The organism is Paraprevotella clara YIT 11840, assembly GCF_000233955.1.
In the GTDB taxonomy this organism is placed as follows: domain Bacteria; phylum Bacteroidota; class Bacteroidia; order Bacteroidales; family Bacteroidaceae; genus Paraprevotella; species Paraprevotella clara.
The window spans coordinates 39,739-61,964 of record NZ_JH376604.1; the positions used below are offsets into that span (position 1 = coordinate 39,739).

Sequence of the window (22,226 nt, forward strand, 5' to 3'; positions counted from 1 at the left end):
AGGATATGGAAAGAGTAAGAATGGTAATCAGGCATTTTGCTGATTATGTATTGTTGGATAGTTGTGCTTATCAATCTGCTGGTTTTTATAACGGGCAAGCTGGAGTTGCACTGGCTTTGTTTGAATCTGCCCGTATGTTGGATGATTCTTTTTTGGAGGAACAGGCTTTTAATTTGTTTCAGAAATCGCTTTTAAGTCAAGATGCAGATATGGGCTTTCAAGAAGGATGGGCGGGGATAGGTTTTGTGTTGGCTTATTTGTCACATTACCGTTTTATTGATACAGATCTTGATGAGTTGTTTAAAAAACGGATCTACCAGATCTGTGGCTATATTGAAGATGGGATTAACAAGCATAGATATATGGTGCAGGACATAGCATTAGGTTTTTTTATGAATTTCCTTACGAAACAGTGTGGTTGGGAAGAAATGGAAAGTCTAAGGTATGGGTTTTATAAGAGTGTTGAAAGTCAAATCCTTTGTGCTTTAGAGGCATACGAAATGAAACCCAATCAAAATTTTAGGATGTCATTTCCTGATTTGTTTGTTACTTATTTGGAGTTGTCACGATTTGATGGTTTTTATGAACGGGAAAATATTATAGAGATGTATGGAAGGATTAGTGGTAAGCATTCTGCTATCCATTCTTTTTATATAGAACAAACAGGTGGTTGGAATGGAAAAAATAAACGCCGGACTTTATATGAATGGCCTATGCTTTTGCGGGGGCTGCCGTTAAAACACTTTATGAATGTGCTACATTTACTTTTAATAGATAAGGTGCATAACATTGAAGTAAGTAAGTGGATTGCAGAAAGGTTGATAAATCAGCCTTTGGATGAGATAGAAAAGGAACTTTTATCTCATTTGCATCCTAAGATGCTGTTGTCTGGATATGGTGACGGGGTTTCGCGATTTTTGTTGTTATTATGTCAACTTATGGGAGAATGTGATAAGATGGACATGGGGCGGATGAATTGTTTATTTAAACCATGAAATGAAAATGAAAAATGTTAATTTATTTTTGATGGATATGATCAATGTGGGGGCTATGAATGGAGTTACCCGATATTTGAATATATTAGCCGGATTGTTGTCTCAAAAAAATATTTATCATGTAACTTGGATAAGATTTACATGGGATAGAAAATTGTTAGGAATCAAACGAATTGTATGTGACGGCTATGTGCAAATAATAATTCCGCTTCCACATGATATGAATCGGTTGTTAGGGAATCCCCATTGCATGCGAGATTATAATAAAGTGGTATTTCATTTGTTAAAAGAGGATTTTGAAAAAGGTGGAATTTGTATTCTACATTTACATACGCTGAATTTGATAGATTTGGCTATGTATATAAAACAAAGGGTTCCATGTAAAATCATTACGCATTTGCATTGCATTCCATGGAAGGGGTTGTACAATACGGATAAAGAACGTTTCAATGATTTGTATCAAAAATACTATCTCGGTAAGGGGGATGTCCGGATGTCGGACTTTATATCTAAACGATACGAATTGCAGTCGTATCTCTTTTCGGACGCTGTGGTTTGTGTGACAGCGTGTGCAAAAGATTTTATATTACGTTTTTGTGTTGTCCCTTCTTCTCGTATACGAGTGATTTATAATGGAATGAAAGACGAATGTAAAGAGAGAAATATAAGAAGGAAAAAGGTGGATTTTCCTGTGAAATGTCTTTATGTAGGCAATATGAACGAAAGTAAGGGATTGCATCTGATATTGAAAGCGCTGAATCTCGTTCGGGAAAAGTATCCGGTTATTTTGACTGTTGCAGGACAATGCTCTCAGAAGCAGAGGGAAAAATGGCAAGAAGAGTATCCGAATTTGTTCTTGAAGTTTACAGGGTTGATTCCTTTTGAGGAATTGAAACAATGTTATATAGACAATGAGATAGGCATAATTGCTTCTTTACAAGAACAATGTAGTTACGTGGCTTTGGAAATGATGATGTTTGGACTGCCCGTCGTCACTACGAATGTGGACGGGTTAGATGAACTTTTCGTTCAAAACGAGAATGCTCTTAAGGTTCCCACTTGTTATGATGAGAATGTCGGACTTACAGTGAATTTGGAACAGTTAAGCACTGCTATTTTAGAACTTATTGAGAAGAAAAACTTACGTGAACGGATAGGACATAATGCAAGGCATACTTTCATTGACAGATTTACGGAAACACGGATGGTGGAAGAAACGCATAATTTGTATCAGGCAGTACTACAGAATGATTTATAAAATGTAAACTAAAAACGAATTCATGAAAAAGTTGACATTGAAAGATTTACAGTCATTGGCGCATGTAATGGCACATGTGAGCGAAATGGAACAACGTTGTTTTGTTGGTGGCGGTACTGATGGTAACTATATAGTATTAGGAGAAGTTGCTCATAGGAATATTCCGATTACTGTAAAGATGCCTGTTGGTACATTTGACACATCGCAGAAATTGCTTATGCTCATACCCGGTTGGGGGATTGCGATATCTTACGTTATAGGGGTTACTGATACAATGATTGGTTACTGATATGTGGTGTGTTGATTTTTTATATTGCAGCCTTTATAAAACAAATCAATGGAACAGGAATTTCGGAAATGCTCCTGTTGGGGTATGTATTGTGACATTGAGCGTTTGTTTGTTATGTATCTGTTTAGGTGTGGGGCTGTATGTGGAATACTTTACAGGATTTCAGGTGTTATATGTCATAAGTGGGGGGAAGTATGGTAAGATATGCTTTTTCGTTTTTTATGGTTTGGTTTCTTTCCCTTTTTGGTATGTTTATGCACATTGCAAAAAAGGACAAGAAGTCTTGAAAGAATATAATCGCAGGCTTGGCAGCACATTTCTTTATAGGATGCCCCATCAGTTGATAACTTTTCTATTGATTGTAGGTTCATTTCTTGTACCTCTAAGCGTGGGGATCTTGTTTGGAATAAGAGATGGTTGGGGTAATTAATTCAATATGATACTTAGGAAACGAATAGAGGAAATTTTCATAAAATAAAATTGAATATGAAAAAGTTGACATTGAAAGATTTACAGTCATTGGCGCATACAATGGAGCATGTGAGCGAAACGGAACAACGTTGTTTTGTTGGTGGCGGTACGGGTGGTAACTTGGATCCGTTTACTTACAAAGAGTATGAGAACATGTTGAATGGCGGTACGTGGAATGGAGGCTTTGTCCTTATGGACGGAAGAGATGGTTCGGATTCCTCCATGCAATATATTCCATCTTCTTCGTTCGGAACGGATGAAGATTTGGTATGTGAGACTTTTGATTCTCAAATGTCTTTGTATGAAAATCATCAGATAATGACGATGGCTTTGGGTAATACGGGAAACGATGGCGGAACGGTACCGTCCGGTTATTGGACGGGATCCGGATATATAAATGGATATTATGATGAATCCGGTGTGTGGATTAGTTCTGGTTATTTGAATAATTCTGGAATATGGATTGATTCGGGAGCATATAACCCAGAGGAAGATTGTTATGACAAAAGCGGATATTTTCCTGAGATAACGGTTTGGCCAGAGGATGATCCTTATTCATTTTTTACGTCTCAAGGACTGGCAAAAGATGTGAGGATTGTCTATTCGAATGGAAATATTACTTATGATCTCAATAGTTTACCAACTATTCCAAACGATACTTGGGATACCATGTATAAAGGTGGATTTGAAATAGGTTTTAAGGCAGGTATTAGTAGTATCCCCAGTTTTTTTGTGGATTTATATGCTATGGTGAATTATGCTGTAGCTGAAGAAGATTGGTCTACTTTTTATTATGCGAAAGGATTACAAGATGGTTTGAATATGGGGAAAAATGCGTATGAACATTTCCGATAAAATGAGAAGATTTATGAATTTCTTTTTCTTGATATTACTTGGGCTTGTAACATTTTCTTGTACTCATTCTAATTCAGTAACGGAGAGATGTTATACGGATGTATATCGATTGGATTTTGATTTGTCAAAGAGGTGTGAAAATGGATATCCGTGGTTACAGAATCCTGTATATAGTAACTTTCATATTCCAAATATAGAGAACGAAGATGGGCGCAAACTTTTGAAATTTTGTGGGTTGGAGGGGTTTCCCATACAGGAAATGAATCAATTAAAAGTCGATTTGTATCAAAAGATACTAATGCCTTTACAAGCAACAAAAGATGGGTGTGTGCGGTTGGAATGTAAAGGGAATAATTTAAGAAAAGTTGCTTTAATTATAGGAGGGGAAACAGAACAGGAAAAGAGGCTTTTTTTGGATACGTTGTTGTTTAATCCAGATAGTTTATGGGGAAAGTATTCCATATCATTTCCTTCTCAGAAGGTAAGCCTTTTATCCATAAGAATATATGCAGAAGGAATCCCCATGAAACCTGCTACTTTGACATTGTCTCGTTGTGCCATATCTTTAGATGGTAAACCTATTGATGATTTTGAGGTTAGAGTTCCATTTCCTGTTACGGAGGAGGAATATACAACTATAAGTTTGAATGTGGGAGATATTGGGGATTCGATTTTTTCGGTTTGTCCTGCTAAAATTATAGGCTTGTGTGAATCTGTCCATAGAAGCAGCGGGATACAGAGGTTGGAAGCTAATTTAATAATGGAACAAGTCCACCATGGACGGACAAAACTTATTCTTATAGAGAGGTCTCTAGAGTCTTCTTTAGCTTATAATCATTATATACATCATGAAGAGGTTGATTTAGATACTGTACTTTTTTATGATGCTCCAAATCCTTTTTTATTGGAAGAATTGAGGATGTTTAATGCCGGAAGAGCTGAGGAGGAGCAGGTAAGTATATTAGGAATAGATTATGAATATGAAAAAGCGGATTCTCATAGTTATTGTGGAGATATGCTGTTTGATTTCTTGGTTTGGGTGAATACCGGGAAACAAAGTAGAGCCGTAAATCAATTGGCGGAATTAGTGGTGTCGGGAGAATGGTATCAGGCCAATGGATTATTTAAGGGGAGAAAAGCAGAAATGTTAGAAATATTGAGTGGAGAGGAATACGAGTGTATTGATCTTGTTTTGAGATATGCCCAGAAAATAAATAAAGATAGGGTAGGGGGAAGCATTGCAAGAGATTCAATGATGTTTGAACGTTCTCGATTTTTAATAGAACATTTAGGGTATAATTCGGAACGAATTTTTCTATGTGGTCAAGTTTCACATCTTAATTTAGCTTCTTCTTATCCAAATCCAATAGATGTAAAACCTTTAGGAAAGGCTTTGAAAGATAGATACGGAGGGGAATATATGTGTTATTTATTATCGGTTAGTAGTGGAAATACGGAGAGGTATGGGCAAGATTTTAAGATTGAAGATAGGGAGTTGCAACTTACACCGGAAGGCAGTCTGGAGTATAGTTTGATGGAAAGGAAGTACTTATCGGTGTATGTTCCCATAACAAGGAAACTTGATAGATTACTTCTGACTCGTTGGGGAGGACTCTTTCAACTCGAACAGGAATTTTATCCCATGAATTTATATTCAAGATACAATGGTCTTTTTTTTGTAACTGATACAGTCTTAAATACTCCAAAAAGAAATACTGATATAATGGTTAAGGATATTAATAGGCAGAAATATCGAAAAAAAATAATGTGTGAAATTCTGTCTAATGGTAAAAAATGATTGTTGTATAATCTTTTATGAAGATAAATGAGTGAGAAAATGGAGAAACAAGAGATGGAACGTTCCGAAGAAATCCGTGATATTATAGACCGGATGCCGACACGGTGGTCGGGTTGGATTGCATTGGTGGTAGGCGGGTTGATGGGAGTTGTATTGTTATTGGGATATCTTATTAAATATCCTGATACAGTGGATGGCCAAATTTCCATAACGGGCACGCATGCGCCTATTCGTTTATTGGCCGGTACAAATGGACGTATTCATTTAATGGTTTCCAATCAAGCAAGAGTAAAAGAGGGGGATTTGATAGCTTATATTGAGAATGGAGCCGATATGGATGACATACAGACTCTGGAGCAACTTGTTGGAGAGGATATCAGAATGGACACGGAACTGACGTTACCAACCGGATTGGAATTGGGAGATTTGAGTTCGGTGTATAATTCCTTTTTACTTTCTTATCGGGTGTATGACCAATATAGAAAATCAGAATTATATACCAATATGAAGAGTACGTTATTAAAACAAATAGATGTGGATGGAAAAGTGGCAGACAATCTGAAACGGGAACTGAAATTGGTGGGTAGGATTGTGGCAAATGAAAGGGAACATTTGAAAAAAGACAGTTTGTTATTGCTGAAAGGTGGAATCAGTAAATTGAATTATGATGATCAACATAATGCATTGCTCGCTCAAGAAGAAACGGAGGTTGGATTACAAAGTTCGCATTTGTCTAAACTTTCAGATATTAATAAAAACAAACTGGAGATAGACCGGCTTAATATTGAAGAGTCTGAAACTTTACAAAAAGCATACGAAAGTGTATTGGTAAATTATAACGAGTTGATGAATCAGTTGAATGTATGGAAAATTAAATATCTGTTGATTGCTCCTGAAGGAGGGGATTTGGAATATTTAGGTTTTTGGCGTGAAAATACGCATGTGCAAGTTTCAGAAGAACTGTTTACGATTTTGCCGGAGAAGAATGAGGTGATAGGAGAGGTATATATGACATCTGTAGGAGCAGGGAAGGTTAAATCGGGGCAGGAGGCAAATGTGAAACTGACGGATTATCCTTATGATGAATATGGTTTATTGAAAGGTCGAGTACAAAACGTATCCCAATTGACAAATACGATTTCTACCCAAAACGGTACGGTGGAAACGTATCTTGTGACCGTAACGTTTCCTGACGGATTGAGAACGAATTTTGGAAAACAGTTGTCTTTAAACTTTGAAACTAAAGGTTCCATAGAGATTATTACGAAACCGAAGCGGTTGATACAACGTTTATTTGATAATTTAAAAGCAAAAAGTACAAAATAAGAAAGTTATGTTTTGGAAAAGATTTCCGATAGAATATCAAATGGATTCTCAGGATTGTGGTCCGGCTACGTTGAAAATGATAGCAAAGTATTACGGGAAATATTATTCCTTACAGTACTTGAGGGATAAATGTGGACTAACGAAAGAGGGAGTCTCTTTATTGGATTTGAGTACGGGGGCGGAAAGTATCGGCTTGCATTCGCTGGCTCTGAAATGTACAATGGAAGAGTTGGTGAATAAGGTGCCTTTCCCCGTCATCGTATTTTGGAATGAGAATCATTTTGTTGTCGTGTATGGTGTGACGAAAAAGCATGTGTTGGTATCGGATCCTATGAAAGGGCATGTGAAATATACCTACAAGGAATTTAAAAAAGGGTGGTATCTGGATGAGAAGAAAGAAGGAGTGTTGTTGGCCATTGAACCGACAGCGGACTTTAAACTTTCGAAAACAGAAAAGTTGCAGCAAAAGGATAGCTTTCTGAGTATATTGAGGTATTTGAAGCCTTATAAGGGAAAGTTTGGCCTTATCTTTGTCATTATGTTGTTTGTTACGATGCTACAGGGCTTTCTTCCTTTTATATCCAAGGCTGTGATTGATGTCGGCATAAAGACTTCGGATGTAAATTTTATCAATATGGTATTGATTGGTAATGTGAGTATCTTAGTGAGCGTTATGATTTTCAATGTCATTCGGGACTGGCTTTTAATGCATATTACTGCACGGGTTAACATTGCATTAATATCTGATTATTTGATTAAATTGATGAAACTTCCGGTTACGTTTTTTGAGAACAAGTTGTTGGGGGATATATTGCAACGTGCGCAGGATCATGAACGTATCCGGAGTTTTATTATGAATAACTCTTTGGCCTTGGTATTCTCTACACTGACATTTTTTGTGTTTTCCGTGATTCTATTGCTTTATAATGCAACGATATTTTATATCTTTCTTGGTGGGTCAGTAGTATATGTAATATGGGTTTTGTTGTTTTTGAAAGTACGGAAAAAGTTTGATTGGCAGTACTTTGAATTGTTATCTCGAAATCAAAGTTATTGGGTGGAAACCGTTTCGGCTATTCAGGATATTAAACTATATAATTATGAAAAGATTAGAAGATGGAAATGGGAGGAAATCCAAGCTGGATTATATCGGGTGAATAAGCAGGTTTTGACTGTGACCAATACACAAAATCTCGGGGCGCAGTTTGTCGAAGGAATTAAAAACATGTCTATTGTATTCTTTTGTGCTACAGCCGTTATCAAAGGAGAAATTACAATGGGGGTTATGATTTCTACGCAATTTATCATAGGTATGCTAAATGGCCCTTTAGCACAGTTTATTAATTTTGTAGTATCGGCTCAATATGCGAAGATTTCTTTTTTAAGGATGAATGAAATCCGAAACTTGGATGATGAAGAAGATTTGCTATCTGTGGGTTCTACAACCATTCTGCCGGAAAGGAAGGATATAAAATTGGAAAATGTGATGTTCCAATACACGGTGAATGCTCCTTTGGTATTGAAAAATATATATTTAACGATACCTGAAAATAAGGTTACGGCAATTGTAGGCGGAAGCGGAAGCGGAAGTGGAAAATCTACCTTATTGAAATTGTTGATTCGTTTGTATAAGCCAAGTTACGGAGATATTAAGATGGGAGATATGAACGTGACGGCTATAAACCTGAGGCAATGGAGGGCACTTTGTGGGGTTGTAATGCAAGATGGAAAGTTGTTTAGTGATACAATATTGAATAATATTGTTTTGGATGATGAGAAGATTGATTATGAACAACTCCACCTCTGTAGCCGAATAGCACAAATAGAAGATGAGATTCATGCCATGCCTAAAGGATATGATACGAAAATAGGGGAAAATGGACGGGGATTGAGTGGAGGGCAGAAGCAAAGGCTGCTTATAGCTCGTGCGTTGTATCGTAACCCTAAATTTTTATTCTTAGACGAGGCGACCAATGCTTTGGATACCATTAACGAAAAGAAAATCGTAGACGCGTTGAATACGGCTTTTGAGAATCGTACGGTTGTGGTTATTGCTCATAGGCTTAGTACCATACGAAATGCAGATCAAATTGTGGTAATGGATCAGGGGCGTATTGTAGAAATTGGGAACCATGAAAGTTTGATGGCGCAAAAAGGGGAGTATTATGCATTGGTTTCTTCGCAAGCCGAGAAACTCGGAGAATAGTGTTTGTTAAATTATTATTTTAAATAGAATCCTAATGAAAAGTTTGAAAAAATTATCAATTGATCAAATGAGAATTGATTTTAAAGTGTTGACACCTTCCCAGTCGCAAGAATTTGTAGGTGGAGGAAATCCGATAAAAATCGGTGGAGGCTTCTTGGAAGTAACGGAGATTGACGGAGTAAAAGGAACTATTTATAAAGGAAATGATGGTTCAACTTATTTTTTTGAAGGTGTTAACGTTGGAAGTGGAGATGGGCCGACAGTTGGAGGAACTGCATGTCAGATAGGTGGTACAATATATGTGGGAGATAACCCTAATTCTTTTGATATTAATGATATGGTGCATGAATATGGACATTTTTTACAAGAAGAGGCAATGAGAGGGAAGGCTGCTTGTATCGGTGGTACACTTGGTTATGCTTATGTTGGTATTAAAGGGGGTATGGTAGGAGCTTATTTAGGTTATATGTACGGATATGCATTGTACTGTGGGGGATTTAGTGCTTATGGTTATGTGTGTAATATGTCCGATGAAGATTATTATAATTTACCGTCTGAAAAGTCTGCAAATGAATATGGAAATGAATATATGAGAAATAAATATGGGAAAGATGCTCCTCAAGCAACTGAGTAAATTATTTGAATCATGAAAAGAGTTGTAATGATTGTAATATTGTGCAGCGTAATGTTGCGAATAGTAGCACATGTAAAGGTGGATACAGTGAAAGTTGAGTATCGTTCTTCATGTGGAATGGAAGTAATAGGCTTTTTGTATATTCCGGATATATCCTGTCGTACAGATAAATTATTGATAAAGGTTGGGGAACGTAATCCTGTTCCCACAACTCAGGTAGCAGCTTTGAAGAAGAAAAATTCATTCGCTTGTGATTTATTAGGGAAGGGAATTGCATACTATGAATATTTCTTCCCTGAGGTAATGAATCCTGTATGGGAAAGCTTGAATTACGGGTATATGGATATAGCGCGTGATGCGAAGGATGCATTAAACATATTGAAAGGTATGGATATGACCCGACATATGAAATTAGGCTTGACTGGAACAGGTTCTTCTGGTTGTGCGGCAGTCGTATTAGCTTCAGAAAGTTCAAGCGTAGATTTTTTGGTGATTTTATCCTCTAACTTGACCGAGGGTAAGGATTTTGTGAGGGTGGATTTTCGTTTGAAAGATTTTATTCTTCCTAGTGCTGTATGGATGAAACAATGTTTAGCGGATACTTCTTTTATTTTTAAGGGAAATTCTTTTGAGGGTGAAAAGATGGAAGAGGCTATTGCTAGATGCTTGTATGAAACAATAGATTCTGTAGTTCAATATATATATGATTATGGAAAAGATGATACTATGATACAGAAAAAATCGGCTTTGATTATAAAGGATTTATGGAATGGAACTCATTTTAAGGCAGAAATGAAAAAGGGGAAAACTGATGGATTTGATATTTGGGTAGATAGTATGTTTTCTCAGTCTTTCTTTTCTAAGAACAATGCCATACAGATGTACCAATGGAGGCCGGAAAAATATTATGCTAAAATAGATATTCCTGTGTATATTGGTTTATCTGGGAATGACAAATCTTTTAATTGTGAAGATAATTACGATAAAGCACTATCTATAAAAAGAAAGTATAAAAAAAGTAATTTTGAAATTGTTTTTTTTAGAGATTTAGGCCATGGATTAAGTCGTAAAAAAATAGAATATGATGTTGATTTGAAAACAAAAAGTGAATCTAATGAAACATTTGTGTATAATTATTATATAATGGATGAAATGGCTAAAAAGGAATTAATATCTTGGATTGTTAATTTGAAATAATTTATAAGTAGAATAATATGATGTATTTGAAAGATTTGACTTTTATTATACCAGTTCGCTTGGATACGATAGAACGTATAGAGAACATTATAGCTTCTACTAATTATTTATTACATTGTTTTGATACAAAAATAATCGTTTTGGAAGCTTGCGAGGTTAAGAATAATATTTTGGAAAAGTTGTTAGATTCTCGAGTGGACTATATTTATATGCAGGATAAAAATCCTGTCTTTCATCGAACTAAATACTTGAATGTTTTAAGCAAGCTTGTTGTGACTCCTTTTTTGGCTGTTTGGGATGCTGATGTTATTGTTTCGTGTCAACAAATTATAAGTTCTATACAACTGTTGAGGCATGGGGGTGCTGATATTGTATATCCTTATGATGGACGTTTTTTAGATACAACTTTGAAATATAGAAAATTATTTATTGTATCCTCAGATATAAAGTCTTTATATGCGGTACAGAATCACTTTGTTTTGCCTTATGGCATTTATGCGATAGGAGGAGGGTTTCTTGCGAATAGATTTATGTATAGTTGTTCTGGAGGGGAAAATGAGAATTTTTATGGTTGGGGGCCTGAAGATCAAGAAAGGCTAAAGAGATGGGAAATTTTAGAATATAATATTAAAAGAGTTGAGGGACCAATGTTTCATTTGTCTCACCCAAGAGGGATTAATAGTTGTTTCGGAGACTATAAAAGAGAAGAAGATTCAATCAAAGAATTGCTTAGGATATGTAAGATGTCTAAAAAAGAATTATGTGATGAAATTAAACATTGGAATTGGTGATGATATGAAAAATATAGATGATTTTATTAAACAGATTTCTTTTGAGATTCTTTCAAAAGATTTGAAATCTAAGGATGTAAGTCTGTTGAAGGGGAAAATGGGCCTTGTGATTCTGTTTTATGAACTTAATAGCGTATATCAACAAAAGGATTACGAGTTGTTTGCAGAGTCATTATTTGAGGATATTTTGGAGATAGGTAATAATATTCATTTTCCTATTCGATTTGACGGAGGGTTATTAGACTATGGTTTAGGGTTAGAATATTTAATGGGACGTGGTTTTTTGATTATTGATAATGATGCAAAGAATAAACTGCAAAAGATTTGGGGAATAGTGAGTCAGTCTTTAATTCATTGTCCTCCTATTGAATTGAATATTCAAAATGGCATATTGGGCTTTGGTTTTTATTTTTTATATTGTATTCGAAATGGTGCTTTTGGTGAAGAAAATTTGAGAACATTACATTGCAAACAGTTATTGGCTGTTGATGTATTAGATTGTATTGAAAGATTGTTGAACAAGAATATAAAATCCCTAAATGAAAAGAAAAAAACATATGATTTGATGTGGAACCTTCCTTGTTTATTGTATTTTTTGTATGAACTTTATAAGTTGGATATTTATAATGTAAAGGTGAAAAAACTTATATCTTTTATTATAAAGAACTTAGGTACTAGTATAGAGTTACCCCAAGAACAATGGAATGTCTTATATTTATTAACGGTGCTGAATAAAATCAATAATGTTATGAATATAGATGATGTTTGTAATAAAATTTTAATGGTTTATGACTATGATAAATTGGTTAGAAATTGTCTATCTATATGTTCTATTTCAAAAAATGTTGAAATTTTATTCCTTTTAGTGTTATTGAATGATAAAAAATACAAGCAAGAGGTGGAAGAGTTATTTTTGATATTGGGTACTCAATATGATAATGAGCCGTTTGGAAATAAGTGTGTGTTATTGGATGGCATAGGAGGATTAGTTGTGAGCATGTTAATATATAGAATGTTCAGAAAAAATAGTTCCTAAACTTTCTGGATATAACTATATATCCGTATTTAAGCTTTTCTCGTGAGTGTTTTTTTTGTGGATTTTTTTAGATGTATCCAGATGGAGTATTGGCTTTTGTTAAGCAAAATTGTATTGTGCCTGAAGGTGTCGTTGTAATGGTGATAATGGGGATATGTAGTTATGGTTGGTATTGATTAGTGATTTGTGTAAAATGTGGAAAGAGCCTTTTTCAGGGCATTACGTGAGAAAAAATAGGTCATTATTTTTGCAGAATTGGTACTTTTTATAAAGTATGATTCTTCGTACAGGGGATGAGAATGGCTGAAATGAGAGTTTATTAACGCTTGTTGGGTTATGTCCAAATGGTATTTCTCCATTAATTCAAACATTCTGGTGATATGGTAGGCATCGGTTTGAGTATTATCGTCTGGAAGAAAAAAATAGTCGTAATGTTCCAAATACTCAGGATGGTGTTGTAAGTAATCAAATACTAAATTTAACTTGTTCCCTTTATGATAACTGATAAAGACTGCGTCTTCATAAAAGGTATTGAATGATTGATCATATACAATGAGGTGTAAGTCAAACAAAGTAGACTCTTTGCCTTGAAGCCATTTCTTGTGCAAGCTTTTTGAACCAACAGCAGAAATCACGCAATATTTTTTTAGTTTATATGACGTAGGCATGTACTTTTCCTTTATGGGATGATAAAGCATATTGGGTTTTTCTTCTTGGATGGGTAACGGAAGATGTGAAAATGTATTTTTATCGTAAAGTTTGTTGTGAAATCCATCAATAACAAAGTGCCCGTTTCCACCCATATCTGCCATGCTACATTTCCGTTGTGATAGCAAAGTTGGAATTAATACTTCATGGTGTCCACTCCAACCGTTTAAAAGTGCTTCGTGGAGGTATGCAAGAGCCTGTCTGGATAATCTATATATTGGATTGAATGAATGTATCTTATTTTCCTCGTCGATTCTTTCACGTCCTGTTTGCAAGGTATTCCACCAATACCAATCCGGCTCTTCTTGGTATTTTCTCAGGTATGCTGATATAAAATCAAATGTATATGTTGTGAAGAGGGCAAAAAATGATTTCCAATTACCATTAAAATACACGTCGTCTTCGATGAGCCAATAGTAGTCATAATCAGGATGTGACAGGTAAAATTTAAGAATTGGGAAATGGTTACTACCTGGAATCAGGTGTGGAGCTATAGCCCGATATCCCATATCTTGTAAAATATTGGATGTGAATATATAGTGAGGGAACTTTTTAATCGTATCGGGTACAAGCTTTTCTTTTTGGTGGTAAAGAAAAATGATATCGTTTTCATCAGAACGATATGTTCCTGATAAATGGTTGAATTTTTCAGTTATACAGAAATCCGATTTTTCGCTTAAAAAAAGTATAGCTTGTTTCATGAGTTTGGAATATTAGGTTAATCTTTCCGGAAGCAAATTTTGGAGCTATTAAAGATTAGGTTTAGAATCATGTGATTCCAAACCTATCCTTTTACTTCCTTTATATGTTAGCGTTATTCTACATTTAATCCGATATCTTCCACGTTTAAGTCCATGTTAATTTTCAAATCTGAACTTATGTTACTTTCATCACCTGTTGTATTGTAATTTTGTCGCGGTTCTATTCCTGGCTGTTCTGCGCGGACGAAGTTCACAGCTTCTTCCAACCCGGACATAAAGTGCTCGAAATCCTCCTGATAGAGGAATATTTTATGTTTTTCAAAATTTATGGATGGAGATTCCGTATCGCCCGATATGACTTTTTTGCTTTCTGTGAGGGCTATGAATAATTCACCTTTTCTGTTTTTCTTCACATCCACATAATAAATGCGTTTTCCTGCCTTTACGGATTTGGAAAAGACTATGTCTTTATCCCTTTCTTGGTTCTTTTTGAAATCTTCCATATTTTGCGGTTTATAAATAACTACTTCAAAATTGAGAATATTTTTTAAAACATCCAAAAAAAATGAGGGAAAGATGGTCTTTTTATCTATAAAATACGTACTTTTGCACTACAATATATAATATTATATGATAAACAGAGAGATTATACGCTTAAAGGTTGTTCAGATTACTTATGCTTATTACCAAAATGGGGGGAAGAACATAGATACGGCGGAAAAAGAGCTTTTTTTCAGTCTGGCCAAAGCATACGATTTGTATAATTATCTATTGACCTTAATGGTAGAAATCAACCGGATAGCAGAACGTGCCGTAGAGACGGCGCAAAGTAGGTATAACCGTATCAAGGTGGGCGAACCGCCCAGCACGAAGTTCATTGACAATCGTTTTATCATGCAGTTGGAAGTGAATAAACAACTGTTGGATTTTCGTGAAAACCAGAAAAAAAGTTGGGTGAACGAGGAGGATTTTGTGCGTTCGTTGTACAAGCAAATAATAGAGACGGATTACTACAAAGAATATATGGCGTCGGCAGAGTCTTCTTATGCACAGGACCGGGAGTTATGGCGCAAGATATATAAGAATGTCATTTGTAATAATGAAGAGCTGGACTCTTTGCTTGAAGACATGAGCCTGTATTGGAATGATGACAAATATATCGTGGATACGTTTGTGCTGAAGACCATCAAGCGTTTTGACGAGGCCAAAGGAGCCGATCAGGAACTTTTACCGGAATTCAAGGATGAAGAGGATCGGGAATTCGCCCATCGTTTGTTCCGTAACACGTTGTTGAATGCGGAATATTACCGTAAACTGATAAGCGACAACACGAAGAACTGGGAATTCAATCGGATTGCCCTTATGGATTTGTTGATTATGCAAATCGCATTGGCAGAGATTCTGACGTTTCCCAATATTCCGTTGAATGTCTCATTAAACGAGTATGTAGATATAGCCAAGATCTACAGTACGCCGCGTAGTGGGGCATACGTGAATGGATTGTTGGATGCCGTTTCCAAAAAATTAGTAGCAGAGAAAAAATTAGAGAAGACAAACAATTAAAATAATATAACCATGAATTTATTGACAATTTTATTGCAGCAACAAGGCGGAGGCATGTCTATGATTATTATGATGGTCGCTATTTTCGCCATCATGTATTTCTTTATGATTCGTCCTCAGAATAAGAAACAAAAAGAAATCCAGAAATTCAGAAACAGTATCGTTCCGGGTACCGATGTGGTAACGGCAGGCGGAATTTATGGAAAAGTGAAAGAAGTGAATGAACTTGATAATACATTGATGGTGGAGATAGCCTCCGGCGTAAAAATTAAAATCGCTAAGAATTCAGTGTATGCCGGTGTGCCGACCGACACGGCCGCAGGTAAATAACCGTAATGGATTCAGTTCAGTTCAAGAAATACTATACTACAGTCAAGAACTTCTTGTTAGGGCCTAAAAACAAGGAGTTCTTGATTTTTTTGTTTTTTTTCTTCGTCTCTGCGGCTTTTTGGCTGTTGCAATCTTTGAATGAGACATTCGATGTAGAATTGAAAGTGCCTTTGAAATTGGAGAATGTGCCGTCTGATGTGGTCATTACATCGGATTTGCCTTCTGATTTAAATGTTATGGTAAGAGATAAAGGTACGGTTTTGGTTCGTTATATTTATGGTACGGAACAAGTTCCTGTACGGGTGGATTATAAGGATTATGACAAGGGAAACGCTTCAGGACGTGTTTCCGTTACGCTTTTGGATGTCCAGAAGAAAGTACAGGCACAGTTGTTGTCTTCCACTCGTATTGTGTCTTTAAAACCGGATACACTGGAGTTTTTTTTTAATAAAGGTGCTCGTAAGAAGGTTCCGGTCAAGTTGGCCGGAGTCGTGGAAACCTCTCCGGAGTATTACTTGCAACGGGTGGAGTTTACACCTGATTCGGTGGAAGTGCTGGCGCCTTCCGCTATTTTGGATACCATAACCGAAGCTTTTATCACTCCGGTTTATTTTTCGGATTTGTCTGCTAACGAAAAGACGATAAGCATGTTGCGTCCTGTGAGAGGGGCGAAGTTCATCCCCGATCAGGTGGAGATGAATGTGATGATAGATTTATATACGGAGAAAACGGTGGAAGTACCCGTATTCGGCGTGAATTTTCCCGGTAGTAAGGACTTGCGTACATTTCCTTCAAAAGTAAAAGTTACTTTTCGTGTGGGGATGAGTCGGTTTAAGGAAATTACGGCGGACGATTTTGTATTGGCTGTCACGTACGAAGAACTAATGAAGAACCGCAGTCCGAAAATACAGCTTCATCTAAAGTCGATGCCGTCTGGAGTATCGAATGTGCGTATAGACCCTTCTGAGGTGGATTATCTGATAGAACAAGTACAGGAAGAAAACGAGTGATATGATTAAGGTTGGTCTTACGGGGGGTATTGGTTGCGGGAAAAGTTATGTGGCGGATTTATTACGTCGTCGGCATATTCCCGTATATGATACGGATAAGGAGGCAAAGCGTTTGATGATGGAATCTGCAACCATTCGCCGGGGATTGGTGGATTGGGTCGGAGAGCGGGCTTATATGCCGGACGGGACATTGAACCGTGAACGGATAGCTTCATATTTATTTGCCTCTCCGCTCCATGCAGAGCGTATCAACCGGCTTGTACATCCGGTGGTGCAGGATGATTTCCTGCAATGGGTGGATAAGCAGGACGGACCGTTGGTCGTTATGGAATGTGCCATTCTTTACGAGTCCGGTTTCGACCGTTTGGTGGATGAAGTCTTGTTGGTACGTGCTCCGGAAAGAGTTTGCTTGGAGCGTGTCATGAAACGCGACGGGGCTTCCGAAGCTCAGGTAAAAGCGCGTATGGCAGCCCAGATGTCGGACGAAGAGCGTTGCAGACGGGCGCATTATATTATAAATAATGATGGGGGCTCGGATGTGGAGGGTGCCTTAAGAGATATATGGGTGAAGATTGACAGGGGGCGGCTGCGTGAAGATTAAGCTTTTTTAGAAAGAAGATTTTGAAAAAAAGTAGGTGAAGGGCTATCTTTGCATTTGTTTTGAAAAATAAAATATAAACCTGAATATGTTAGAAACGATTTTGGCTATTTCCGGAAAACCCGGTTTGTATAAGTTGGTTTCGCGTGGAAACCGTAGTTTGATTGTAGAAACGCTGGACGAGGTGAAGAAACGTATGCCGGCTTTTGCTACCGATAAGGTAATTTCCCTGGCAGATATAGCCATGTATACGGATGAGGGTGAAGTGCCTTTGAGAGAAGTTTTGAATAGTCTGAAGAAAAAAGAGAAGGGTCAGCTTTCTGCTTTTGATTATAAAAAGGCTTCACGTGAGGAACTGGCTTCTTATTTTGCAGAGATATTGCCTAATTATGATCGTGACCGCGTTTATCCTGCCGATATCAAGAAGTTGGTAAGCTGGTATAATTTGTTGGTCAAGGCCGGTATGACGGATTTTGACGAGGTTTTGGCTCCTACGGAGGGAGACCATATATCCGACCGGGCAGAACAGGAATAAATCTAAAGGTATAGAATGTACAAATAACAGGGGAGGGCATGGATGTGTTTTCCCCCTGTTTTTTTAAACAGAGAATAATTTTTGCCCGTAAATTTGTGTAATTCCAAATTTCTTCTTTTATTTGCATCCGGTTAACTCATTTATTAATTATTAAACGTTTATTGCCTATCGGAATACTCTTACTTAACTATAAAATAAAGAAGGATGGAGAGTTTTGCAAATTTGACTGACGAAATGTTGGTTAAACTGTATGCCGGAGGTAATAATAGTGCTTTTGACATCTTGTTGGAGAGATATGAAGAGAAGATTTTTTCTTATATCTTTTTTATTGTGCACAATCAAGATGTGGCTGATGATATATTCCAGGAAACGTTTATGAAAGCTGTGGTGACTATTCAGCAGGGACGTTATGTGGAAAATGGCAAGTTTCAGGCATGGATTACCCGCATTGCCCATAATTTGATTATTGATTATTTCAGGCAGACCCGCAATGAGAATTGTGTGTCTAACGATGAAGTGGAGTATGATTTGTTCAATGACATCAAATTGGCTGAAACGAATGTGGAATCCAAAATGGTGCGGGAACAGGTGCTTGATGATGTGAAACTGTTGGTAGAACACTTGCCCCAAAACCAGAAAGAAGTGGTTTTCATGAGGTATTATCAGGAATTGTCTTTTAAGGAAATTGCAGATATAACAGGGGTAAGTATCAATACGGCTTTAGGCCGTATGCGTTATGCTTTGTTGAACTTACGTAAGATGGCGGTGAAAAAGGAACTTCATTTGGCTATTTCTTAAAAATAACTATCCTGCGATATACTAAATAAGCGGTCAGAGCGTTATAATAGCAGATTTAAGTAACCTGACAGCTTATGGATATAACTATACCTAATGGAATGCAGCGACCGTCGCGGCGGACTATTGCTTTTCTGAAGCTATTCGCACGCAGTTATAAAGAATTGGAATTTGCAGACGGTGAGTTTGCCAGAATGATTTTGAAGTAAGGTGGCATATTTTACAGTGTGCTTGCTTGCGCATATAGGATATTTAATATAACTTTGTGCATATATACGTATTTAAAATATATGTACTATGAAGCATTTTGTGGCTCCTTCCCTGTTGTCCGCCGATTTCGGGAACCTGAAATCGGAAATGGACATGATTAATCGTAGTGAATGCGATTGGTTGCATATCGACATCATGGATGGTGTGTTTGTTCCCAATATTTCTTTCGGTTTTCCTGTTTTGAAGTATGTGGCTCGTTTGTGTGAGAAGCCGCTGGATGTGCATCTGATGATTGTGCAACCGGAAAAGTTTCTGAATGAGGTGAAAGCTTTGGGGGCTTATTCCATGAATGTACATGTAGAGGCTTGTCCGCATTTACATCGTGTAGTACAGCAAATCAAGGAGACCGGTATGAAAGCCGGAGTGACATTGAATCCGGCCACTCCTGTTTCGTCTTTGACAGATATCATCGAGGATGTGGACATCGTTATGTTGATGGCTGTCAATCCGGGATTCGGAGGCCAGACATTTATTCCCCATACATTAGATAAAGTGCGGGAATTGCGCCGTATGATAGACGGAAGCCGGTCGAAAGCCTTGATAGAGGTAGATGGTGGGGTGAACCGTGATACGGGACGGTTGTTGGTCGAGGCCGGTGCGGATGTGTTGGTAGCGGGAAGTGCTGTTTTTCATGCGGCAGATGCCATAGAAGAGATTCGTGTTTTGAAAAATTTGTAAACGCTGACTGGAGATTGTTCGGAATCTTGGCGGAAATACCCTTTTGTGAGGCTGGCTGTTCCGCTTCTTCCCGGTTTGTGGCTGGGACGATTGTTGTGGCAATATGCGGAAAGTAGCGGTTGGGCCGGACTTTTTCTTTCCATAGGAGTATTGCTAAGCGGTGGTTGGTGTTTGTGGGCAGGTATATATTCGTTGCATCGGCGTGCTTGTCATGGTGAGTTGAGAAGCTACGTGTCTTTCGGTGTTTCTGTTTGTTTTCTGTTTTTCTTTTTCGGATTGTGGCGTTCCTTTTATGCGTGGGAGAACCTACGTGGGGTTTGGACGGATGAGGAACGTGAATATCATGCCATATTGTTGAATACTCCTCAGATTTCATCCCGTACGGTAGGGGCAGAGGCTATGTTGGTGGCCGGAGACGACGGTTCTTCTGTGAGGCAAACCGGTAAATTATGGTTGACTTTCTCGCGGGATTCTTTGGCGGAAACTTTGCGTACGGGAGATGAGTTGGTTTTTAAGGGGCGTATCCGGAGACCGAAAAACAAAGGTAATCCGGAAGAGTTCGATTATGCGGAATATTTGGCCGTGAAAGGTATATCAGGCCGTGTATTCATCGGAAAGGAGCGTTGGAAACGAATCCATGGATATGAGGATAAGGAACGGCATCTTTCTTTGGGGGTAGATTTGCGCATCAAAGCTCTGTTATGGCGAGATAGAATATTGGAGGTATATCGTAATACCGGTTTGCAGGGTGAGGCTTTGGACTTGTTTGCAGCTTTGACTTTAGGGGAAAAGTCGGGACTGTCGGATGAGTTAAAGGATATTTATGCGGGAGTCGGTGTCAGTCATGTGTTGGCTCTGTCTGGCATGCATCTTGGCTTTTTGGTAGCGATGTTGAATTTATTTATACTGAACTATTGTAGGAGGCGCTATTTGCGGCTACTGGGGGCGATGCTTGCTACGGTACTGGTTTGGGGGTATACCTTTTTGGCCGGTTTGCCTCCTTCTCTTGTGAGGGCGGCACTGATGTATTCCTTGATGTTGGCCGGTTCTTTGGTCGGCCGTTCGGGATTTTCAGTTAATTCTTTAGCCATGAGTGCGGTGTTGATGTTGTGCATCAATCCTTTATGGTTCTATGATGTGGGCTTTCAACTATCTTTTTTAGCCATGTTCGGTATTCTGACGATATGTCCCCGGTTTCAGGAGTTGCCGTTGATGCGATGGCGTTATGTGAGGTGGATTTTTCAAAGTTTGTTGGTGTCATTCGCAGCGCAGTTGTTCACCGTTCCTTTGGTGGCTTATCGTTTCGGTACATTTTCGTTTTATTCGGCATGGGCGACTTTGGTAATATCTCCTTTAACGGCACTATTGATTTATGGGATGCCTCTGATATTATTATCTGGGATTACCGGTATCGGTACAACAGTTTGTGCATGGTGGATTGCCCGGTTGGGCACGTGGCAAAATGATTGTCTGCGTGCGATGATGGAGTGGCCGTATGCGGTGATCCATACGGATTGGTCACTATGGTTTACGGTATGGTGCTATGTGGTATTGTGTGTTTGGGTGATGCCTTTCTGCCGCTCTTATACCCGACGGGTACAATTCGGACTTATGAGTGTGATATTGACTTTGTGTGCCTTTGCTGTAAACAGGCAGTTTTGCAGGATCCGACCGGAAATCGTGTTTTATAATCACTCTTCTTGTCCGTCTGTTCACGTGATTTATTCATCAGAACGCTCTTATTTGTTTTCGACTGAAGAGGATAGTGTGAGAGAGCGTATGTCTTATATCTCGGAATCCTTTTGGGAAAAGAAACTTTCGGACGTACCCGTGGTCGTGACCGGTGATTTTAGGGATAATTACATTTCTTCCGTACATGGCTTGGTGGCGGGTAGGAACGGCATCTCCTTTTTGATGCTTACGGATAACCGCTGGGATGGGATAAAAGGCATGCATCGGGCTGAGGTTGATTTTCTTTATGTTTGTCGCGGCTATCATGGCAGTCTGCATGAACTGTCCCGTTTGTTCAATCCCCGTTGTGTGGTGCTGGATGCTTCCTTGTGGCGAGGTGACAGGAAGCGTTATATTCAAGAATGTAGCAGATTAGGTTGGAATTTCTATGACATGGAAGTCAAAGGAGCGTTAAAAGTTGCTTTAAATTGAGGAATAGCAGACTTTTTAT

Annotated in this window: 21 protein-coding genes; 19 read left to right on the forward strand and 2 right to left on the reverse strand. The window is 37.9% G+C overall.

The features are described from left to right. The first annotated feature begins 5 nt into the window (after window positions 1–5). From HMPREF9441_RS09860 to HMPREF9441_RS09915, 11 genes are all read left to right on the forward strand, one after another. Window positions 6–995 (forward strand): glycoside hydrolase family protein, encoded by a 990-nt coding sequence (locus HMPREF9441_RS09860; RefSeq protein ID WP_244949729.1) that lies wholly within the window; start codon window positions 6–8, stop codon window positions 993–995. A 7-nt stretch (window positions 996–1,002) separates the two neighbouring features. Continuing rightward, complete coding sequence (locus HMPREF9441_RS09865) at window positions 1,003–2,253, forward strand: glycosyltransferase family 4 protein (RefSeq protein WP_244949730.1); 1,251 nt, start codon at window positions 1,003–1,005, stop codon at window positions 2,251–2,253. Between the two features lie 22 nt (window positions 2,254–2,275). Next, on the forward strand, window positions 2,276–2,542 hold the full coding sequence (locus HMPREF9441_RS09870; protein WP_008620700.1) for a hypothetical protein: 267 nt from the start codon (window positions 2,276–2,278) through the stop codon (window positions 2,540–2,542). 486 nt (window positions 2,543–3,028) lie between these two features. Next, window positions 3,029–3,868 carry a hypothetical protein gene (locus tag HMPREF9441_RS09880; protein WP_008620714.1) on the forward strand — a complete coding sequence of 280 codons (840 nt, stop codon included), beginning with the start codon at window positions 3,029–3,031 and terminating at the stop codon, window positions 3,866–3,868. Next, window positions 3,852–5,666 (forward strand): erythromycin esterase family protein, encoded by a 1,815-nt coding sequence (locus tag HMPREF9441_RS09885; protein WP_008620716.1) that lies wholly within the window; start codon window positions 3,852–3,854, stop codon window positions 5,664–5,666. Before HMPREF9441_RS09880 ends, HMPREF9441_RS09885 begins: the two co-directional genes overlap by 17 nt. Window positions 5,667–5,705: 39 nt before the next feature. Beyond that, window positions 5,706–6,992 carry an HlyD family efflux transporter periplasmic adaptor subunit gene (locus HMPREF9441_RS09890; protein WP_244949732.1) on the forward strand — a complete coding sequence of 429 codons (1,287 nt, stop codon included), beginning with the start codon at window positions 5,706–5,708 and terminating at the stop codon, window positions 6,990–6,992. Window positions 6,993–6,999: 7 nt separating this feature from the next. Further along, window positions 7,000–9,198, forward strand: a complete 2,199-nt coding sequence (locus HMPREF9441_RS09895) for a peptidase domain-containing ABC transporter (protein ID WP_008620728.1) — start codon at window positions 7,000–7,002, stop codon at window positions 9,196–9,198. A 34-nt stretch (window positions 9,199–9,232) separates the two neighbouring features. Further along, window positions 9,233–9,832, forward strand: a complete 600-nt coding sequence (locus tag HMPREF9441_RS09900) for a hypothetical protein (protein ID WP_008620730.1) — start codon at window positions 9,233–9,235, stop codon at window positions 9,830–9,832. 12 nt (window positions 9,833–9,844) lie between these two features. Next, window positions 9,845–11,029, forward strand: a complete 1,185-nt coding sequence (locus tag HMPREF9441_RS09905; protein ID WP_008620731.1) for a hypothetical protein — start codon at window positions 9,845–9,847, stop codon at window positions 11,027–11,029. A gap of 17 nt (window positions 11,030–11,046) precedes the next feature. Then, complete coding sequence (locus tag HMPREF9441_RS09910; protein ID WP_008620733.1) at window positions 11,047–11,820, forward strand: galactosyltransferase-related protein; 774 nt, start codon at window positions 11,047–11,049, stop codon at window positions 11,818–11,820. Then, on the forward strand, window positions 11,795–12,856 hold the full coding sequence (locus HMPREF9441_RS09915) for a hypothetical protein (protein ID WP_008620735.1): 1,062 nt from the start codon (window positions 11,795–11,797) through the stop codon (window positions 12,854–12,856). The genes HMPREF9441_RS09910 and HMPREF9441_RS09915 overlap by 26 nt, the downstream gene beginning before the upstream one ends. A 176-nt stretch (window positions 12,857–13,032) precedes the next feature. On the opposite strand, the gene HMPREF9441_RS09920 is transcribed toward HMPREF9441_RS09915, so the two are convergent. Then, entirely contained in the window at window positions 13,033–14,265 is a 1,233-nt protein-coding gene (locus HMPREF9441_RS09920; RefSeq protein ID WP_008620737.1) for a DUF707 domain-containing protein, read from the reverse strand. A gap of 113 nt (window positions 14,266–14,378) precedes the next feature. Then, complete coding sequence (locus HMPREF9441_RS09925; RefSeq protein ID WP_172634937.1) at window positions 14,379–14,768, reverse strand: DUF3276 family protein; 390 nt, start codon at window positions 14,766–14,768, stop codon at window positions 14,379–14,381. Between the two features lie 127 nt (window positions 14,769–14,895). On the opposite strand from HMPREF9441_RS09925, the gene nusB reads away from it, so the two are divergent. The 8 genes from nusB to HMPREF9441_RS09965 all read left to right on the forward strand — a co-directional run bounded on the left by nusB (window position 14,896) and on the right by HMPREF9441_RS09965 (window position 22,207). After that, the gene (gene nusB / locus HMPREF9441_RS09930; protein WP_008620739.1) at window positions 14,896–15,828 is read left to right on the forward strand and encodes a transcription antitermination factor NusB; all 933 of its coding nucleotides are present in this window, start codon (window positions 14,896–14,898) and stop codon (window positions 15,826–15,828) included. A 12-nt stretch (window positions 15,829–15,840) separates the two neighbouring features. Further along, the gene (yajC, locus tag HMPREF9441_RS09935) at window positions 15,841–16,158 is read left to right on the forward strand and encodes a preprotein translocase subunit YajC (protein ID WP_008620740.1); all 318 of its coding nucleotides are present in this window, start codon (window positions 15,841–15,843) and stop codon (window positions 16,156–16,158) included. 5 nt (window positions 16,159–16,163) lie between these two features. After that, on the forward strand, window positions 16,164–17,168 hold the full coding sequence (locus tag HMPREF9441_RS09940) for a CdaR family protein (protein WP_008620741.1): 1,005 nt from the start codon (window positions 16,164–16,166) through the stop codon (window positions 17,166–17,168). 1 nt (window position 17,169) lies between these two features. Continuing rightward, window positions 17,170–17,769 carry a dephospho-CoA kinase gene (coaE, locus tag HMPREF9441_RS09945; RefSeq protein WP_008620742.1) on the forward strand — a complete coding sequence of 200 codons (600 nt, stop codon included), beginning with the start codon at window positions 17,170–17,172 and terminating at the stop codon, window positions 17,767–17,769. A gap of 85 nt (window positions 17,770–17,854) precedes the next feature. Then, complete coding sequence (locus HMPREF9441_RS09950; protein WP_008620743.1) at window positions 17,855–18,301, forward strand: DUF5606 family protein; 447 nt, start codon at window positions 17,855–17,857, stop codon at window positions 18,299–18,301. 204 nt (window positions 18,302–18,505) lie between these two features. After that, entirely contained in the window at window positions 18,506–19,099 is a 594-nt protein-coding gene (locus HMPREF9441_RS09955; RefSeq protein ID WP_008620744.1) for an RNA polymerase sigma factor, read from the forward strand. Window positions 19,100–19,393: 294 nt separating this feature from the next. Then, window positions 19,394–20,044, forward strand: coding sequence for a ribulose-phosphate 3-epimerase (gene rpe, locus HMPREF9441_RS09960; RefSeq protein WP_008620748.1), 651 nt, complete (start codon window positions 19,394–19,396; stop codon window positions 20,042–20,044). 45 nt (window positions 20,045–20,089) lie between these two features. Beyond that, entirely contained in the window at window positions 20,090–22,207 is a 2,118-nt protein-coding gene (locus HMPREF9441_RS09965; RefSeq protein ID WP_009388873.1) for a ComEC/Rec2 family competence protein, read from the forward strand. Window positions 22,208–22,226: the final 19 nt, after the last annotated feature.

What these genes read in the sequence shown, in the direction of transcription:
- HMPREF9441_RS09870 (WP_008620700.1), top strand. Translation starts at nt 2,276, where the DNA reads ATGAAAAAGTTGACATTGAAAGATTTACAGTCATTGGCGCATGTAATG.
- HMPREF9441_RS09910 (WP_008620733.1), top strand. Translation starts at nt 11,047, where the DNA reads ATGATGTATTTGAAAGATTTGACTTTTATTATACCAGTTCGCTTGGAT.
- yajC (WP_008620740.1), top strand. Translation starts at nt 15,841, where the DNA reads ATGAATTTATTGACAATTTTATTGCAGCAACAAGGCGGAGGCATGTCT.
- coaE (WP_008620742.1), top strand. Translation starts at nt 17,170, where the DNA reads ATGATTAAGGTTGGTCTTACGGGGGGTATTGGTTGCGGGAAAAGTTAT.
- HMPREF9441_RS09880 (WP_008620714.1), top strand. Translation starts at nt 3,029, where the DNA reads ATGAAAAAGTTGACATTGAAAGATTTACAGTCATTGGCGCATACAATG.
- HMPREF9441_RS09925 (WP_172634937.1), bottom strand. Translation starts at nt 14,768, where the DNA reads ATGGAAGATTTCAAAAAGAACCAAGAAAGGGATAAAGACATAGTCTTT.
- rpe (WP_008620748.1), top strand. Translation starts at nt 19,394, where the DNA reads ATGAAGCATTTTGTGGCTCCTTCCCTGTTGTCCGCCGATTTCGGGAAC.
- HMPREF9441_RS09905 (WP_008620731.1), top strand. Translation starts at nt 9,845, where the DNA reads ATGAAAAGAGTTGTAATGATTGTAATATTGTGCAGCGTAATGTTGCGA.
- HMPREF9441_RS09890 (WP_244949732.1), top strand. Translation starts at nt 5,706, where the DNA reads ATGGAGAAACAAGAGATGGAACGTTCCGAAGAAATCCGTGATATTATA.
- HMPREF9441_RS09895 (WP_008620728.1), top strand. Translation starts at nt 7,000, where the DNA reads ATGTTTTGGAAAAGATTTCCGATAGAATATCAAATGGATTCTCAGGAT.
- HMPREF9441_RS09950 (WP_008620743.1), top strand. Translation starts at nt 17,855, where the DNA reads ATGTTAGAAACGATTTTGGCTATTTCCGGAAAACCCGGTTTGTATAAG.
- HMPREF9441_RS09865 (WP_244949730.1), top strand. Translation starts at nt 1,003, where the DNA reads ATGAAAAATGTTAATTTATTTTTGATGGATATGATCAATGTGGGGGCT.
- nusB (WP_008620739.1), top strand. Translation starts at nt 14,896, where the DNA reads ATGATAAACAGAGAGATTATACGCTTAAAGGTTGTTCAGATTACTTAT.
- HMPREF9441_RS09900 (WP_008620730.1), top strand. Translation starts at nt 9,233, where the DNA reads ATGAAAAGTTTGAAAAAATTATCAATTGATCAAATGAGAATTGATTTT.
- HMPREF9441_RS09860 (WP_244949729.1), top strand. Translation starts at nt 6, where the DNA reads ATGGAAAGAGTAAGAATGGTAATCAGGCATTTTGCTGATTATGTATTG.
- HMPREF9441_RS09915 (WP_008620735.1), top strand. Translation starts at nt 11,795, where the DNA reads ATGAAATTAAACATTGGAATTGGTGATGATATGAAAAATATAGATGAT.
- HMPREF9441_RS09885 (WP_008620716.1), top strand. Translation starts at nt 3,852, where the DNA reads ATGAACATTTCCGATAAAATGAGAAGATTTATGAATTTCTTTTTCTTG.
- HMPREF9441_RS09940 (WP_008620741.1), top strand. Translation starts at nt 16,164, where the DNA reads ATGGATTCAGTTCAGTTCAAGAAATACTATACTACAGTCAAGAACTTC.
- HMPREF9441_RS09955 (WP_008620744.1), top strand. Translation starts at nt 18,506, where the DNA reads ATGGAGAGTTTTGCAAATTTGACTGACGAAATGTTGGTTAAACTGTAT.
- HMPREF9441_RS09920 (WP_008620737.1), bottom strand. Translation starts at nt 14,265, where the DNA reads ATGAAACAAGCTATACTTTTTTTAAGCGAAAAATCGGATTTCTGTATA.